Below are 15,388 nucleotides of genomic sequence, written 5' to 3' on the forward strand. Positions count from 1 at the left end.
GGAGTGATCCTCATGGAATTTGACAGACTTCTCTCCGCTGCTGCGGATTATGGTTTCCCCATGCTCGTCAGCTCGTATCTTCTGGTCCGTATGGAAGGCAGAATTGAAAAGCTGAGTGCCAATATCGATACCTTAACCCGTGTATTGCAGGAAAGACTTGTGATGCAATTTCCATATGCACAGCAGTAAATAGTATATACAAGCGAAAATATACTAAAGAACTAATCATATGGCACAGGGGCTGTCGTACACATAATGCGGCAGCCCATCTTTATAGAAAACAAAAAAGCCCCCGGACATAAAAGTCTGAGGGTTTTCTTCATTATATATAGTGATTTAGGCATGCATCCCCGCAATCGCAGAATGGAACCTGCAAGCTGCCTATCCGAAAGCAAAATAAATCCCAAAAGATTAGTATAATAAGAAAAAAAAGTCCTGCGCAACATATATAATGCACGCAGGACTATGAAACTTGCTATGAAATTTTCGGTTTACAGGTCTTCCCCATCTTGCTGAATCGCACCCTTAACCTTGTTCATGCGCTGCCATACATAAGCAACAGCAACGAGCGCAACACCGATACCGTCGGTAAATACGCCAGGGATAATCATGCATATACCGCCAACGAGGAACAGAATACGCTGCGGAACATTCAGCAGATTGTTGCAGAAGCCAATCATCGCCATGGAAGCACCCCACATACCTACAATCGCGGTGAAAGCGCTGTAGCAGATGGTGAACGGAGTTGCGTTGATCATCAGCAGCTCAGGTGCCAGGACGAAGATGTACGGAACGATGAACGCAGCAATCGCCAGCTTAGCAGCGATAACGCCGGTACGCATCGGGTTAGCACCGGCAATACCTGCGCCGGCATAAGCAGCCAGAGCAACAGGCGGAGTAACGTCGGCAACGATACCGAAGTAGAACGCAAACATGTGCGCTGCCAGTACCGGTACATTCATCTGCACCAGAGCAGGCGCTGCAATGGTAGAGGTAATTACGTAGTTAGCAGTTGTCGGAACGCCCATGCCCAGGATTAACGAGGTAATCATGGTAAAGAACATTGCCGGCAGCAGATTACCGCCTGCCAAGTCCAGCAGAGCAGTTGCAATCTTCAGGCCAACGCCGGTTTTGGTAACAACGCCGATGATGATACCTGCGGTTGCACAGGCAATCAGTACGCCAAGCACGCCCTTGGAGCCGTCAATGAGGCCTTGGACGATTTGCTTGAAGCCGATGCGGGTGGATTTACGCAGGCAGGCGCAAACGATGGTCAGCACGATGGCTGCCAAAGCAGCACGCATAGGAGTATAACCGCTTACGAGCAGGTAAACGATAACGATTAACGGAATAGCCAGATGGCCTTTTTCCAGGAACAGTTCCTTGAACTTCGGCAGCTGGTCACGCGGAGTGCCCTTCAGACCGAACTTTTTAGCTTCGTAGTGAACGCCCAGCCATACGCCGATGTAGTACAGCATTGCCGGGATAACGGCAGCCTTAACAACATCAAAGTACGGAACGCCTACGAACTCTGCCATCAGGAAGGCAGCAGCGCCCATAACAGGAGGCATCAGCTGACCGCCGGTAGAAGCAGCGGCCTCAACAGCGCCCGCAAATGCCGGACGATAGCCGAGCTTTTTCATCATCGGGATAGTGAAAGCGCCGGTACCGGCAACGTTACCAACGGAGCTGCCGGAAACAGTACCCATGAGGCCGGAGGACAGTACGGCAACCTTCGCCGGTCCGCCTGCTGCCCAGCCTGCGATTGCGTTGGCAATATCAATGAAGAATTTGCCCAGGCCGGTGGTTTCCAGATATGCACCAAAGAGGATGAACAGATAAATGAAGGTAGAAGATACACCCATAGGCGTACCGAAAATACCCTCGGTAGTGAAGAACAGATGGTCAAACATTTCCTGCACGCCAACGCCGCGATGCGCCAGAATACCGGGAACGTAAGGGCCTAAGAAGGCATACAGCATGAAGCAGAAGGCAACGATGATCATCGGCCAGCCTACTACGCGGCGCGCTGCTTCAAATACCATAATCGTACCGATAAGGCCGACGATGAAGTCGGTTTCTGTGTTCATGCCGGCACGCAGTACCAGCTCCTGATAGTTGACAACCAGATACATGGCAGTACCTGCGCTGAGCAGTGCCAGGAAGGCATCAAAGGGATGCATCTTGCTGCGGGACCAGGAATGTCTGCTGGGATACAGCAGGAAAATCAATAAAAAGCCGAAGGCTAAGTGAATAGCGCGCTGCAGATGCGCATCCAGCACACCGAAGGTGGCTGTATATAATTGGAAAAGTGCAAACAGAATACAGATTGCGGAAATAATTTTACCCCACACACCTGTAAGCTCACGCTTGTCTGATTCCTTGTCAAATTTTTGCAATACCTCTTCTGCTGAAAGCTCTCTTACTTTCTTTTCTTTTTCAGACATGGGTATCAGCTCCTCTCATTTAATATAATAAAACCTAAAAGTACCGTTCCAGCCAGTACTGATATCGATACATGGCCTTCACCGTTACCGCAGTCCCCTGCCCGTACAGAGCAATCAGGTCATAGCTGTCGCCGCCGTGGACAATATGCGGCATTGCCTGCTCGGATATACGCAGGGCAACCTCCTTATAAGGACGGTTCATCTCCATATCAAACTTGCCATCGGCAGTCTGCGTCAGCTTGCCGTCAGCAGCGGAATAAGGATAGCCCCAGCCCAGCGAGGAAAAGCGGGTGTGCGTCATGGTCATGTTATTTGCGCCGTTAACCCTGAAATAATCATTCCAGGCAGTTTTTTCCACCGAATGCGTCAGGCTGATGTACCATTCATCACCTGCCGCTGTGGCAAAAGTAACAGCTCCCGAAGCTCCCTCAGGTATAATCGCCACCACCAGGCGCGTACTATACCACCCCAAAAGCATTAACACAACGCTTACAATAATTACTAAATTCTTTACTGGGAAAAAAGACCGGCCACCGGCAAACGCCGGTTTCCGGTCTTTGAAGTTCGGCATCATTTAAAATCCTTATTTTTCGTTAAAGAATTTTTCAGCACCCGGGTTCAGCTTAATGGACATGCCGTCTTTAGCAGTATCTTTGCTGATAGCATTTGCTGCGGAGTGAGCAGATTTCATACGGTCAAGGTTGCCGTACAGAGCTTTAGCAATTGCATAAGCGGTGTTTTCGTCCATCTTGTCGGTTACTGCCAGCATGCATTTTACTGCTACTGCGGTAACGTCAGCATCCTGCTTCGGATAAGTACCGGCTTTGATAACAAGCTTGGTGTAGAACGGATATTGTTTGATCAGAGCGTCAGCTTTGTCAGCATCAACCGGAACCAGTACAACGTCGTTCTGAGTTGCGATATCCTGAATAGCAGCGGTCGGATGGCCTGCGGTTACGAAAGCAGCATCAACGTTGCCGTCTTTCAGAGCACTTGCAGCTTCACCGAAGGACAGGTATTGAACCTTAATATCATCATATTTAATGCCATATGCTTCCATGATCTGGCGAGCGTTAGCTTCGGTACCGGAGCCTGCAGCACCTACAGCGATGCGTTTGCCTTTGAAATCAGCAACAGATTTGATACCGGATTTTTTCAGGGTAACAATCTGTACGGTTTCCGGATACAGAGTTGCAAGACCTTGCAGGCCGGCAACCTGTTTGCCTTTGAACATTTCAGTGCCGTTGGCAGCATAGTAAGCAATATCATTTTGAATAAAAGCAATTTCAACCTTGCCTTGGCTGAGCAGGTTTACGTTAGCTACGGAAGCGCCGGTAGATTGTGCGGAAGCATTGGTACCCGGAATATTTTTATTCAGGATATCAGCCAAAGCACCGCCTAACGGGAAGTAGGTACCGGATGTACCGCCGGTAGCAATGTTAATGAATTTTTGTGCAGCAGGTTTTTTATCATCTTTTTTGTCTCCACCACCGCAGCCGGCAATCATAGTAGCCATAACCATGATACCAAGTAAAAAAGCCAAGAGTTTTTTCATAAGAGTTCCCCTCCTTTAATATACATATGTGCTAAGATAACAAAATTCACGCAGCAACATATTGTTATTCTTTTTATTCGTCAACATTGTGTAAATTCCTGCTAAAAAATCGACAGAAATGTCATGTATACAGAATACATTCAGCATAAAAATGCAGATTCCATGAAAAATTCTTGCTATTTTTTGATTATTAATACAGCTTTTCTGCATAAATTGCTGTGGAATCATTTCATTATAGATTCATTTTGCTTATTTCCGTAATCTATGTTACAATAATAGCGTTATGTTTATTGCTTTTTCTGATAAAGCGAGAGTCATCAAAAACATCTTTTTAAGGAGTGAATAATATGAGTTCCGGAGCTTATTCTTTAAGACTCGCTCGTACCCTGTACGAAAATGTTTATCATGCTATGCTGTACAATGAAAACCAACAGCCTATCGGTGATCTGGAAATTATTCCGAACATCCCTCTCGACCGCAGCCAGGTTCCCAAGGATGCACCGGAAGTACCGGCTTATCTGCTGGTAATCGTAAAAGACGCTGATATCAACAAGGACAACCTGATTGATTTCGAAGAGCGCGCTTCCTATGCTCTGCTGAAACGCTTCTCCACCGAAGTTATAAACTTCCAGCACTGCAAATTCTACTATCCGTCCCCTGCCTTCATTTTTGAACAGCCGGACGCAGTAAACGGTGGCGCTGAACCCATGCCGCTGCAATAATTTAAACCGAAAAACTCCGCTCCCTGCTGCCTGTGCAGTAAGGAACGGAGTTTTTTTGTGCCCAAACTTTTGTAATCAAGCCTCCGCAGCTGCCTTGGCAACCGCTTCGGACATACTCTTGACGTATTCGTAAACATGCTCTGGAGAAGCCTCGCCGTATTGTGCCACGATTTTTTCAATCGCACTGCCCACAATAGCGCCGTCGCTGGCCTTCGCCATCTTGTACGCCTGCTCGGGAGCAGCGATACCGAAGCCGACAGCCACCGGAATATCGGTAGCCTTGCGCACCTCTGCCACAATGCCGTCGATATCGGTAGTAATGTTGCTGCGTACGCCGGTAACGCCTAAGGAAGAAACTACATATACATAGCCTTGGGCAATAGCGGCGATTTTCTGGATGCGGTCCTTGGAGGTAGGCGCAATCAGCGGCACCAGGGCAACGTGATGCGGTTCGCTGAACGGACGCATCTCCTCGCGCTCCTCGTACGGTATATCCGGTATGATAACGCCGTCTACACCTGTTTCTTCGCAGCGGGTAAAGAATTTTTCCGCACCGTAGGCATAAATCGGATTAGCGTAGGTCAAAAATACCAGCGGCACCTGTGTTTCCTCGCGAAGCTCCGCTACGAGGTCAAAAATTTTATCGGTAGTAGTGCCTGCAGCCAACGCACGCATATCAGCTTTTTGGATAACCTCGCCCTCAGCCACGGGGTCAGAGAAGGGAATGCCGAACTCGATTAAGCCTGCACCGCCCTTAATCATGGCTCTCACCAGCTCCTTGGTTGTATCAAGATTGGGATCGCCTGCGGTCACAAAGCCGATAAATACCTTTTTCTTTTCGTCAAATGCCTTTTGTATTCTATTCATGTAAATCAACTCCCATATAACGTGCGATTGCGGCAACGTCCTTATCACCGCGGCCGGAAATATTTATAACCATAATCTTATCCTTCGGCAGAGTCGGTGCCAGCTTCATTGCGTAGGCTACGGCATGCGCACTTTCGATTGCGGGGATAATACCTTCTGTTTTGGAAAGATAGTTGAAGGCATTCACTGCCTCCTTATCGGTAGCAGGAACATATTCCGCACGGCCGATGTCATGCAGATAAGCATGCTCGGGGCCGATGCCGGGGTAATCAAGACCGGCGGAGATGGAATAAACCGGAGCAATCTGGCCGTATTCATCCTGCAGGAAGTAGCTCTTCATGCCGTGGAAGATGCCCAGCTTGCCGTTAGCCATGGTTGCGGCGTTCTTGGGATTATCTACGCCCAGGCCTGCAGCCTCTACGCCGATTAAGCGCACGTCCTTGTCCTCGATGAAGTCATAGAACATACCCATAGCATTGGAGCCGCCGCCTACGCAAGCCACCAGCACGTCAGGCAGGCGTCCTTCCTTTTCGAGCATCTGCGCTTTGATTTCCTCGCCGATAATCTTTTGGAAGTCACGCACAATTTCCGGATACGGATGCGGGCCCATAACGCTGCCCAGAACATAGTAGGTATCCTCAACACGTTCGGTCCATACGCGCAGCGCTTCGTTTACTGCGTCCTTCAGGGTACCGGTGCCGCTGCTTACAGGCACAACCTTCGCACCTAAAAGCTCCATGCGGAACACGTTGAGCGCCTGACGCTCGCAGTCCTCCTTGCCCATGTAAACAACGCATTCCATGTTCATCAGCGCCGCTGCGGTAGCAGTCGCAACACCGTGCTGGCCTGCGCCGGTTTCGGCGATTACACGCTTTTTGCCCATCTTCTGCGCCAGCAGAATCTGTCCTAATACGTTGTTGATTTTGTGGGCGCCGGTGTGGTTCAAATCCTCACGCTTCAGATAAATCTTGCAGCCACCCAAATCCTTGGTCATCTTCTCTGCGTAATACAGGAGGGACGGTCTGTTGGCATATTCGCGGTACAGACGCGCCAGCTCAGCCTTGAATTCGGGATCGTTTTTAAATTTTTCATAAGCAGCCTCTAATTCCAGCACTGCGTTCATCAAAGTTTCCGGCATGTATTGACCGCCGTGAATACCATATCTACCTTTTGTCATCATTATCTCCCCTTACCTCCGCTATAAATGCGGCAATTTTTTCCGGGTCCTTCAACCCTTCTGTTTCTACGCCACCGCTTACATCTACGGCAAAGGCGTTACTGTTTTTCAATACATCTGCAACATTCGCTGCCTCAAGACCGCCTGCGATAAAATACGGCTTATTGATTTTTTCATCTGCCACCAGCGATAAATCAAAACGCTTACCGGTGCCGCCGTACTGCCCCTTGGTATAGGTATCAAAGAGCAGGTAATCACATGGATAGGCTTGCAGATTTTCAAAGGAGCCTGCGTCCTTCACGCGGACTGCTTTGATAATCGGCAGCTCCGTCTGCAGGCGCAGCCTTTCGCAATAGGCTGCATCCTCGTCACCGTGCAGCTGGATGATGTCTATCGTCCTGCTTTTAGCCAGGCGTACTATCAAATCTATCTCGGCATTGACGAAAACGCCGACTGCCTTAATCTGCGGGTTAAGCATTGCCTTCAGCTGTGCTGCCTGCTGCTCCGTCACCTCGCGTTTGGTCTTGGCAAAAACGAAGCCTATATAATCCGGCAGCAGCTTGTTGACGCATTCAATGTCCTGCGCACGCTTCAAGCCGCAGATTTTAACCTTTACCTTACGCATCACGCATCTCCTTCAGCATCGCCGCAGGATTTGCACTGCGCATCAAGGCCTCGCCCACCAGCACCGCCTGCACACCTGCCTGCTTCAGCGCCTGCGTATCGGCAGCACACTTGATGCCGCTTTCCGCTACAAAAATCTTGCTTGCAGGAATCGCATCCCTCAGGCGCAGGCTGTTCACAGGGTTCACGCTGAAATCCTTGAGATTGCGGTTGTTCACGCCGATGATTTCCGCGCCCGCCGCCAGTGCCTGCTGCACCTCGTCGGCAGTGTGCGCCTCCACCAATGCGCTCAGCCCCAGCTCCTGCGCCTGCGCCAGGTATTCATCCAGCTGCGCTGCACTCAGCAGGCTGCAGATAAGCAAAACCGCGTCGGCGCCGATGCATTTGGCCTCGTAAATCTGGTACTCATCCAACGTGAAATCCTTACGCAGAATCGGCAGCTCCACTCTTTGGCGCACTGCCTGCAGGTAAGCATCGCTGCCCTGGAAGAACTGCGGCTCCGTCAGGCAGGAGATGGCTGCTGCGCCGCCTGCCTCGTACTCTGCAGCCTTGCGCAGATAGATGTCCGTAAAATCGGGGGCAATCACGCCCTTCGAGGGGGATGCCTTCTTCAGCTCGGCGATGACACTCAGGCCGGGGGCAGCAAGCGCTGCCCTGAAATCCTTGCCCTGCGGTCTGCCCTCTGCCTCATCACGCACCGCGTAAAGGCTTTTGTGCGCTTTGAGCGCCCGCACACGCTCTTTGGTATATTCCGCAATCTCATCTAAAATCATAATCTAACCTCTTTAATCAGCTTATTTATTGCTCAGCTCAATCAGCTTTTCCAATGTATGCAGTGCCTTGCCGCTGTCAATCAGCTCTGCCGCCAGCTTCACGCCATCCGCAAAGCTCTCAGCCTTGCCGCCGATGTACAGGCTGGCGCCGGCATTCAGCAAAACTGCATTGCGTTTCGGTCCCTGCGCTCCTGCAAGAATGTCGCGCGTAATCTGAGCGTTTTCCTCCGGCAGACCGCCTACCAGATCAGCCTTAGTGCAGCGCTCCATGCCGAAGTCCTCAGGCTTGATCACGTAATTTTTCATCCAGCCGTCCTTGAACTCGCAAACGGTAGTCGGTGCGCTCAGCGAAATCTCATCAAGTCTGTCCTGACCATAAACCACCATGCCACGCTTAACTCCCAGGTTCATCAGTACCTGCGCCAACGGCTGAACCAGATACTCGTCATACACGCCCAGGAGCTGCATCTTCGGGCTGCCGGGGTTCGTCAGAGGTCCGAGGATGTTGAATACGGTGCGGATGCCCAGTTCCTTGCGGATAGGTCCTACATATTTCATCGAAGTATGGTATTTCTGTGCGAAGAAGAAGCACATGCCGACTTCCTTTAACAGCTCCACGCATTTTTCCGGGTCCTGCTGAATGTTTACGCCCAGCGCCTCCAGGCAATCCGCGGTGCCGCATTTGGAGGAAGCAGCGCGGTTTCCGTGCTTAGCAACCTTCATGCCGCCTGCCGCAGCAACCAGAGCGGAGGTTGTGGAAATGTTGAAGCTGTTGGAGCCGTCGCCGCCGGTACCGACGATTTCAAAGATATCCATGCCGGTTTCGCATTTCAGTGCGTGGTCACGCATCGCAGCGGCACAGCCGGCGATTTCATCGGTAGTTTCCGCCGTAGTGCTCTTGGTAGAAAGCGCTGCCAGAAAGGCCGCATTCTGCGTTGCACTTGTTTCACCGCTCATAATCTCGTTGATTACGTCATATGCTTCGTTATAGGTTAAATCCTCTTTGCCGACGATTTTTACAATTGCTTCTTTAATCATTTTTAATTCCTCCCATAGTTTACGCTAACATTCTACGAGAAGGTCTATCACAGATTTGTTATACAAAAAAGCCTGTCCTGAAGCTGCTTAGCTTTTCTAAGCAATTCCAAGGACAGGCTATAAATACTTATACCTGCGGTACCACCTTGTTTCGTCGCTATCGCGACGCGCTCTCGCAGAGTGCCATCACACTCCTCACCCTTAACGCCGGTGTTGCGTTGCCGAATACTCTCGCCGAAGCGATTTGACAGCACCCTCAACGGTCCATTTATCAGCCTGCATCTCTATCCGGCTTCCACCTGCCCGAACTCTCTGTAAGCGCATCTGCTGACTTGATCTCCGTCTCAACGGTTTGTGGTTTTTTTGAAGTTGTGCCTAGTTTACCACTGCGAATATCTTTCGTCAACACCTTTGTACAAAAACTTGCAGATTTTTTTATTTTAGGAAACTTTTGTAAAGCTGTTTACAGATTTGTAACAAAGCAAAAGCAATTGGCTCAAGCAAGTGAACTAATCAAGAGTATTTAAAGGCGAAATATTATATTACTAATTTTTCTCCTTATCACCCTGTTTACTGCATACATAATAATTCACTCAATTATCTTGAAGCATCTTAGTCACAGATTCGTTGAAAAACGGTAAACTATGTGTCTTTAAATATTTGTCACCCGTAAATGTATTATCAACCACAGTACTTAACGTACCATAACATCTAAATTATTGCTCAGGATATTCGTCAGTTCTTTCGGCATTAGCACTCCAACCGCCCATATAACTACCAGTTAAGTTAATTTTAAAGTATTGCATAGGCTCAGAAAAATACTTTTTGACAATTTCAGGGGCAGTCTTATAAGCATCATTATACTTTTTTATTATATCATTCGCTTTAATACTGTCTTTAGCTACCATTTTCCAAGAAAAGAAATTATCATTTTCATATTTTAATTCTTTATATCGTTCCAAGAAAAATTTCAAATCAAAACTTTCTGCATAATGGTTTTTCTTTAAAACTTTATAGCTGCTCACGCATTCTGCAAATTGGGTAGGAGCATTTTTATAAAAATCATCTAAGACATTTCTTTCAATACCATCAGTATCAATACCTACGATGCGATCTTTAGTAATTTTAAAATATGCTCTTCCAGGTATTTCCATGCCCAACATGTTCTTCGCCTTAAAATCTAAGTATGAAATACCATTCTTATCATCAACTTGGTAATCTACCTTTTTATATGAATCAGGAATCTTGCATGCCTCTTTAACTAATTTTTCTGCTTCACTTTCACCGGTCTTTCCGCAACCGGCCAAAGCCAATACCATCAATAAAGAAATACATGCAACAGAAAATTTCTTGCCAAGCATCATAATTAACCCTCCTAATGATAAATCTATAAGCCTTAGATAATATCAGCATATTAACTCTAAAAAGCCTTCTACAAAACGTGTATTTTATCCATAGTAATATTTATAGTTTAGGCTTTTCATAAATCATGCAATTCTCTAATGAATATTTTACCATAAAATTATCGAAAGAAAAAGAATTGTATCAATTTTTAGCCTGTTGCAATAGCAATAGCAAAACTTTCATACGCAAGTGTTTCTTTCGTCATTATCTTTCGTTCCTTTCATTTACTTTCGTTATCTTTCGTTTTAAATTATTTCAAGAAAGAAAGCAACAAAAAACGCTCTGCGTACTACCGTCAGTAATACGCAAAGCGTTAAAAGACCAAACTTAAACTACTGCCTCAATAATTACCTTATCTCCTACATTGAGCCGCTGCACTCCTGCCTGCTTATTTTTGTTAAAGCTAAAGCTCAGCAGATAGCCAACCTTGGTATGATAAGCATCAAGATAAGCAGCTAATTGGCTTTCTCCGCGATTATTATATTCGCTTCCGCGCCAAATTTTCATTTCGATAATATACTGCTCACCATTATAATCAACTATCACATCTGTTCTGCATAAATCCCTTGTACGCGCTTCGACATAATAGTTGCCGGTTCCGTTGATTATAGGCCGCAAGTACAGTAAAAAATACTTTCTTCCCTCTTCCTCCAGAAAGCGCTCATCACACGAACCGAAAATATCATTAAAATGCACAATGAATTTTTGGAGCACCAGTTCCATATCCAGTCTGCCATTAGTTATAAACTGATTCTTATCCTGCAGAGATGCTTTGTAAAGCTCATTCTTCTGCAGCTCATCCTCCGCCAGATAATAATTATAGAGTCTGGTTTCAAAAATTCTGTTGGCAATCGCTACATACCCGTCTTTATTTTTTATAAAGCCAAACATCGTAGCCATATCAATAGCTGCTTCATCAGCACTGTAAGGATACATATTGCCGGAGAAAAGCACTGCCTTCAGCATCCGGTTCAGCTTCGGATAGGCGTGCAGCTTCCCTATCAAGGATTCAAACAGGGTGTTTTTCTCCTGCAAAAGCAGGCGCACCGCCGCATTAAAGCCATCCTTAGTCCAAGCAGCTTTTTTAGAAGTATACTCCGGCATTAAGCAAACCTTTTCATCGAGCAGCTGGCACAATCTGGAAACCAAAAACGGATAGCCTGCCGTATAATCGTAAATCCAGCCTGCAAAAGTCTTGGTATCAAAAGCAAGTCCGTAATCCTTGGCATATTCATCAAGCATATCAGCAATCTCGGCTTGTGAAAAGCTCATGTCTATCGTAAAATCCGCCGCTATGTTCCAAGGACTGTTATATTTATGATCTTCATCGGCACGCAGCTTTTGTTTAAGATTTTTGATGTCATATACTCCGGCAAGAATAACGGACTGAAACGCAGGCTGCCAGGCACGTTCGATATATTGCGCCCTGAGCTGTGCCAAAAAATCTAAAAAAACCTGATTATTGGAAGCACTGTCCACCTCATCAATCATCAGAACGATAGGCTTATCGCTCGCTGCGCAGATATCTCTCAGACATTCAAAAAGCTCCTTCAGACTGAAAATACTGTTACTGATTACAGCAGCATTTTTCAAATCTGCACAGGCCTTTTCCAAGGCAGTATTTTCCGACAGGCGGTTACGCTTCAGCGCATGTAGAAAAGAGCCTGCGAAAGCAATAGAAAATATATTGCCGTCCTTAAATTTAGAAGCATCAAAGGTTTGAAAGTCTAGCAAGACGGTGTAATATTCACTTTGCAGATAGCCGAAAAGTGCCTGCAGCGTTGTTGTCTTACCATACTGGCGTGCTCTGTTGATGGTGAAATACTTTTTGGCATCGATCATTTCTTTAATCTTTTGCAGTCGTCCACTGATATCAACCATATAATGCTCGCCGGGTATGCAAACAGCTGTCGTATTAAAGGTCTTACGCATCATTCCATCTCCTTGCTTCAAATATTTCTTCTTAAATTATAGCATATTTGCCAAAAAAAGCATATCTTGCAGCTACGCAAGACTTCTCTGCTCCTTACGGCCGCACGCTGGTGCGCAGCTGAATGGCCTCCGCCAGATGCACCGCCTCAATGCTTTCACTGCCCGCAAGGTCCGCAATCGTGCGTGCCACCTTCAGGATACGGTCATGGCTGCGGGCGCTGAGGTTGAGCATATTAAAGTAGCGCTCCATAACATTCTGCGCCGCCGCGTCCAGCTGGCAATATTTAACAACCTCGCTCCGTCCCATCTGCGCATTACAGTGCATCCCCAAGGCCTCCAAGCGCTCCTGCTGCAGCAGTCGCGCCTTCACTACGCGTTCGCGGATGGCAGCCGAAGATTCTCCCTTTTCCTTCGTTTTCAGCTCGCTGAACTCCACCCTGCTCAGGTTTATCTGCATATCGATTCTGTCCATCAGCGGACCGGAAATCTTGCGTTTGTAGCTGTCAATTTCCGATTGTTTACAGGAACAACGGTGCACCGAATCGCCGAGAAACCCACAAGGGCAAGGGTTTTGAGCAGCACATAAAATAAACTTGCTCGGGAAGGTCATCGCCGCCCTGACGCGCGAAATACTCACCTCGCCATCCTCCAGCGGCTGACGCAGCATTTCCAGAGTAGCGCGTTCAAACTCCGGCAGCTCGTCCAAAAACAGTACGCCGTTGTGCGCCAGCGTCACCTCTCCCGGGCGCGGTGTACTGCCACCGCCAAGCAAGGCGCTGCCGCTGATGCTGTGATGCGGACTGCGGAACGGACGCTCCAGCATAACGCTGTCGGCCTGCGGCAACAGTCCTACGATGCTGTAAATCTTGGTTACCTCCAGCGCCTCGGCCTCCGTCATCGGCGGCAAAATTGTCACTAGGCGGCGTGCCAGCATCGTCTTCCCGCAGCCCGGAGAACCCACCATCAGGATACTGTGACCGCCGGCGGCAGCAATTTCCAAGGCTCTGCGCGCCACGAGCTGTCCTTTGACATCGGCAAAATCCACATGATAAATCCTGTTATTATTCTGCAGAATATTTTCCTTCGGCAACGGCGTCAGCGTATTCTTCCCCTTCAGGTGCTCCACCAGCTCCTTTAAGGTTGCCACCGTATACACGTCAATGCCATGAATCAGCTTGCCCTCGGCGGCGTTGGCCTGCGGAATATACACCTCCTGCGCCCCGCACTTCTTGGCATCCATAATCATGGATAGCACACCGGAAACCTTGCGTATTCTGCCGTCCAACGACAGCTCGCCGATAAAAACCTTGTTCTCCAGCTTTTCCGGCTCCAGAATTCTGCCGCAGGTCATCAGGCCTATGGCAATCGGCAAATCAAGGCCGCTGCCCTCCTTACGCAAATCTGCGGGCGCAAGATTGACCGTAATGCGCGTCATCGGGAAGGGATAATCGGAATTACGCAGCGCCGCCTTCACGCGCTCTTTGGACTCACGCACAGCCATCGCCGGCAGTCCCACCAGATCAAAGCTGGGCAAGCCGTTGCTCACGTCCACCTCAACCAAAATCTGTACACCATCAATACCACAAGTTGTTTCGCCAAGAATCTGTGCAAACATTATCAACACTCCTTTTCTTTTAAAAGCAGTGCGGCAAATGCCTGATGCTGATAGCCGCAGTGCTTTCAATGATAATTTCTACTACATCAAAGGAAAGCACCGGCGGCTGCTCCAGCAGACCTCTGCATTGGAGATAATATTCAGCGCAACGATGAATTTTTCTTTGCTTTGCCGGTGTCACGGCCTCTATCGGTCTGCCGAACCGGGTAGAAGCACGCGTCTTGACCTCTATGAAGCTGATACAGCCACTTTTTTCAACAATAATATCAATCTCACCATAACGGTGACAGCGAAAGTTGCGGGTTAATATTTTATAACCCATATTTTGCAGATAGCGGCAGGCAAAATCTTCGCCGTATTTCCCAAGACTACTCCTCGACGGGGTACTCATAGTTATCCGTCTGCGGAGCATAGAGGATATTTTCCTCAGCAGACACCGGCGGCAGCTGCATGCTCTTCACAGGCTCAAAGCTGCGGCGGTGCCAGCGTGTGGCCCCCAGCTCGCTCACGGCCTGCATATGCGCGCCGCTGCCGTAGCCCTTGTTATGCGCAAAGCCGTAGGCAGGATAAACAAGATCAAGGCGCTCCATGATGCGGTCACGGGTAACCTTTGCGATAATAGAAGCAGCGGCGATAGAAGCGCTCAGCGCATCACCATGCACCACGGATTCAATCTTCATATCGGGAACCTTCACCGGCATAGCGTCAATCAGCGCTGCCTGCGGCTTGCAGTGCAGGTTTTCCAGCACCTGCGCCATGCCCTGCTGCGTTGCGGCATAGATATTCAGCTCATCAATATTGCTGACGCTGACGATGTTTACCTCGATATCCAGCGCCTTGGCCATAACCTCGTTATACAGCATATCGCGCTTGGCAGCGGAAAGCTGCTTGGAATCGTTCAGCCCGCTGATAAACACATCCTTGGGCAGAATAACGGCAGCGATAACCAGCGGTCCTGCCAAAGGTCCGCGTCCTGCCTCATCTACACCGGCAATCAGCTCGTAGCCTTCATCATACAGCTCGTGTTCCAATTTCAGCATCGCCGTAAAGCGCTCCTTCTCCGCCGCCGCCTTCTCCAGACGCTTGTTGTATGCTGCCAGCAGCTTCTGTACTCCCTTGCGCTCGTCTGCTGCCAATGTCGCCAGCTGCTCCGCCGTCGGTGCACCTGCCAGCAGCTCCTTGATTTCGGTAATATTCATCTTCTGTATCCCCCTTAACATTTATTTTTGCATAA

Annotated in this window: 15 protein-coding genes; 2 read left to right on the plus strand and 13 right to left on the minus strand. The window is 48.5% G+C overall.

Annotated elements, in window-relative coordinates; translation table 11 throughout:
- Positions 1 to 12 precede the first annotated feature (12 nt).
- Positions 13 to 189 carry a YvrJ family protein gene (locus KAH19_RS10150; protein WP_210684100.1) on the plus strand — a complete coding sequence of 59 codons (177 nt, stop codon included), beginning with the start codon at positions 13 to 15 and terminating at the stop codon, positions 187 to 189.
- Positions 190 to 491: 302 nt separating this feature from the next.
- Here KAH19_RS10150 and KAH19_RS10155 read toward each other — a convergent pair whose 3' ends face one another.
- The 3 genes from KAH19_RS10155 to KAH19_RS10165 form a co-directional block, all read right to left on the minus strand.
- Positions 492 to 2,447, minus strand: coding sequence for a TRAP transporter permease (locus tag KAH19_RS10155; RefSeq protein ID WP_210684495.1), 1,956 nt, complete (start codon positions 2,445 to 2,447; stop codon positions 492 to 494).
- 34 nt (positions 2,448 to 2,481) lie between these two features.
- The gene (locus KAH19_RS10160; protein ID WP_210684496.1) at positions 2,482 to 2,919 is read right to left on the minus strand and encodes a DUF1850 domain-containing protein; all 438 of its coding nucleotides are present in this window, start codon (positions 2,917 to 2,919) and stop codon (positions 2,482 to 2,484) included.
- A 111-nt stretch (positions 2,920 to 3,030) separates the two neighbouring features.
- Entirely contained in the window at positions 3,031 to 4,002 is a 972-nt protein-coding gene (locus KAH19_RS10165) for a TAXI family TRAP transporter solute-binding subunit (RefSeq protein WP_210684497.1), read from the minus strand.
- Positions 4,003 to 4,349: 347 nt separating this feature from the next.
- On the opposite strand from KAH19_RS10165, the gene KAH19_RS10170 reads away from it, so the two are divergent.
- Positions 4,350 to 4,724, plus strand: coding sequence for a hypothetical protein (locus KAH19_RS10170; RefSeq protein ID WP_210684498.1), 375 nt, complete (start codon positions 4,350 to 4,352; stop codon positions 4,722 to 4,724).
- 75 nt (positions 4,725 to 4,799) lie between these two features.
- Here KAH19_RS10170 and trpA read toward each other — a convergent pair whose 3' ends face one another.
- The 10 genes from trpA to KAH19_RS10220 form a co-directional block, all read right to left on the minus strand.
- Positions 4,800 to 5,591: a tryptophan synthase subunit alpha gene (trpA, locus tag KAH19_RS10175; protein WP_210684499.1), complete on the minus strand. Its 792-nt coding sequence runs from the start codon at positions 5,589 to 5,591 to the stop codon at positions 4,800 to 4,802.
- Positions 5,584 to 6,768 carry a tryptophan synthase subunit beta gene (trpB, locus tag KAH19_RS10180; RefSeq protein ID WP_210685541.1) on the minus strand — a complete coding sequence of 395 codons (1,185 nt, stop codon included), beginning with the start codon at positions 6,766 to 6,768 and terminating at the stop codon, positions 5,584 to 5,586. Before trpB ends, trpA begins: the two co-directional genes overlap by 8 nt.
- On the minus strand, positions 6,755 to 7,393 hold the full coding sequence (locus tag KAH19_RS10185; protein ID WP_210684500.1) for a phosphoribosylanthranilate isomerase: 639 nt from the start codon (positions 7,391 to 7,393) through the stop codon (positions 6,755 to 6,757). The genes trpB and KAH19_RS10185 overlap by 14 nt, the downstream gene beginning before the upstream one ends.
- Positions 7,386 to 8,165, minus strand: coding sequence for an indole-3-glycerol phosphate synthase TrpC (trpC, locus tag KAH19_RS10190; RefSeq protein WP_210684501.1), 780 nt, complete (start codon positions 8,163 to 8,165; stop codon positions 7,386 to 7,388). The genes KAH19_RS10185 and trpC overlap by 8 nt, the downstream gene beginning before the upstream one ends.
- A gap of 21 nt (positions 8,166 to 8,186) precedes the next feature.
- The gene (gene trpD, locus KAH19_RS10195) at positions 8,187 to 9,203 is read right to left on the minus strand and encodes an anthranilate phosphoribosyltransferase (RefSeq protein ID WP_210684502.1); all 1,017 of its coding nucleotides are present in this window, start codon (positions 9,201 to 9,203) and stop codon (positions 8,187 to 8,189) included.
- A gap of 716 nt (positions 9,204 to 9,919) precedes the next feature.
- On the minus strand, positions 9,920 to 10,567 hold the full coding sequence (locus KAH19_RS10200) for a hypothetical protein (protein ID WP_210684503.1): 648 nt from the start codon (positions 10,565 to 10,567) through the stop codon (positions 9,920 to 9,922).
- A 367-nt stretch (positions 10,568 to 10,934) separates the two neighbouring features.
- Positions 10,935 to 12,542 carry an AAA-like domain-containing protein gene (locus KAH19_RS10205; protein WP_210684504.1) on the minus strand — a complete coding sequence of 536 codons (1,608 nt, stop codon included), beginning with the start codon at positions 12,540 to 12,542 and terminating at the stop codon, positions 10,935 to 10,937.
- 91 nt (positions 12,543 to 12,633) lie between these two features.
- Positions 12,634 to 14,154: a YifB family Mg chelatase-like AAA ATPase gene (locus KAH19_RS10210; RefSeq protein WP_210684505.1), complete on the minus strand. Its 1,521-nt coding sequence runs from the start codon at positions 14,152 to 14,154 to the stop codon at positions 12,634 to 12,636.
- A 19-nt stretch (positions 14,155 to 14,173) separates the two neighbouring features.
- Positions 14,174 to 14,545: a YraN family protein gene (locus tag KAH19_RS10215; protein WP_210684506.1), complete on the minus strand. Its 372-nt coding sequence runs from the start codon at positions 14,543 to 14,545 to the stop codon at positions 14,174 to 14,176.
- Positions 14,523 to 15,362, minus strand: coding sequence for a ribonuclease HII (locus KAH19_RS10220; RefSeq protein ID WP_371816706.1), 840 nt, complete (start codon positions 15,360 to 15,362; stop codon positions 14,523 to 14,525). The genes KAH19_RS10215 and KAH19_RS10220 overlap by 23 nt, the downstream gene beginning before the upstream one ends.
- Between the last annotated feature and the right edge of the window lie 26 nt (positions 15,363 to 15,388).

This window comes from Phascolarctobacterium sp. Marseille-Q4147 (assembly GCF_017968825.1).
Taxonomy (GTDB): Bacteria; Bacillota; Negativicutes; order Acidaminococcales; family Acidaminococcaceae; genus Phascolarctobacterium_A.

Excerpts from the sequence above, each read along its gene's own strand:
- KAH19_RS10150 (WP_210684100.1), top strand. The coding sequence starts at position 13 with ATGGAATTTGACAGACTTCTCTCCGCTGCTGCGGATTATGGTTTCCCC.
- trpB (WP_210685541.1), bottom strand. The coding sequence starts at position 6,768 with ATGACAAAAGGTAGATATGGTATTCACGGCGGTCAATACATGCCGGAA.
- KAH19_RS10155 (WP_210684495.1), bottom strand. The coding sequence starts at position 2,447 with ATGTCTGAAAAAGAAAAGAAAGTAAGAGAGCTTTCAGCAGAAGAGGTA.
- KAH19_RS10200 (WP_210684503.1), bottom strand. The coding sequence starts at position 10,567 with ATGATGCTTGGCAAGAAATTTTCTGTTGCATGTATTTCTTTATTGATG.
- trpD (WP_210684502.1), bottom strand. The coding sequence starts at position 9,203 with ATGATTAAAGAAGCAATTGTAAAAATCGTCGGCAAAGAGGATTTAACC.
- trpC (WP_210684501.1), bottom strand. The coding sequence starts at position 8,165 with ATGATTTTAGATGAGATTGCGGAATATACCAAAGAGCGTGTGCGGGCG.
- KAH19_RS10215 (WP_210684506.1), bottom strand. The coding sequence starts at position 14,545 with ATGAGTACCCCGTCGAGGAGTAGTCTTGGGAAATACGGCGAAGATTTT.
- KAH19_RS10210 (WP_210684505.1), bottom strand. The coding sequence starts at position 14,154 with ATGTTTGCACAGATTCTTGGCGAAACAACTTGTGGTATTGATGGTGTA.
- KAH19_RS10185 (WP_210684500.1), bottom strand. The coding sequence starts at position 7,393 with ATGCGTAAGGTAAAGGTTAAAATCTGCGGCTTGAAGCGTGCGCAGGAC.
- trpA (WP_210684499.1), bottom strand. The coding sequence starts at position 5,591 with ATGAATAGAATACAAAAGGCATTTGACGAAAAGAAAAAGGTATTTATC.
- KAH19_RS10165 (WP_210684497.1), bottom strand. The coding sequence starts at position 4,002 with ATGAAAAAACTCTTGGCTTTTTTACTTGGTATCATGGTTATGGCTACT.
- KAH19_RS10170 (WP_210684498.1), top strand. The coding sequence starts at position 4,350 with ATGAGTTCCGGAGCTTATTCTTTAAGACTCGCTCGTACCCTGTACGAA.
- KAH19_RS10205 (WP_210684504.1), bottom strand. The coding sequence starts at position 12,542 with ATGATGCGTAAGACCTTTAATACGACAGCTGTTTGCATACCCGGCGAG.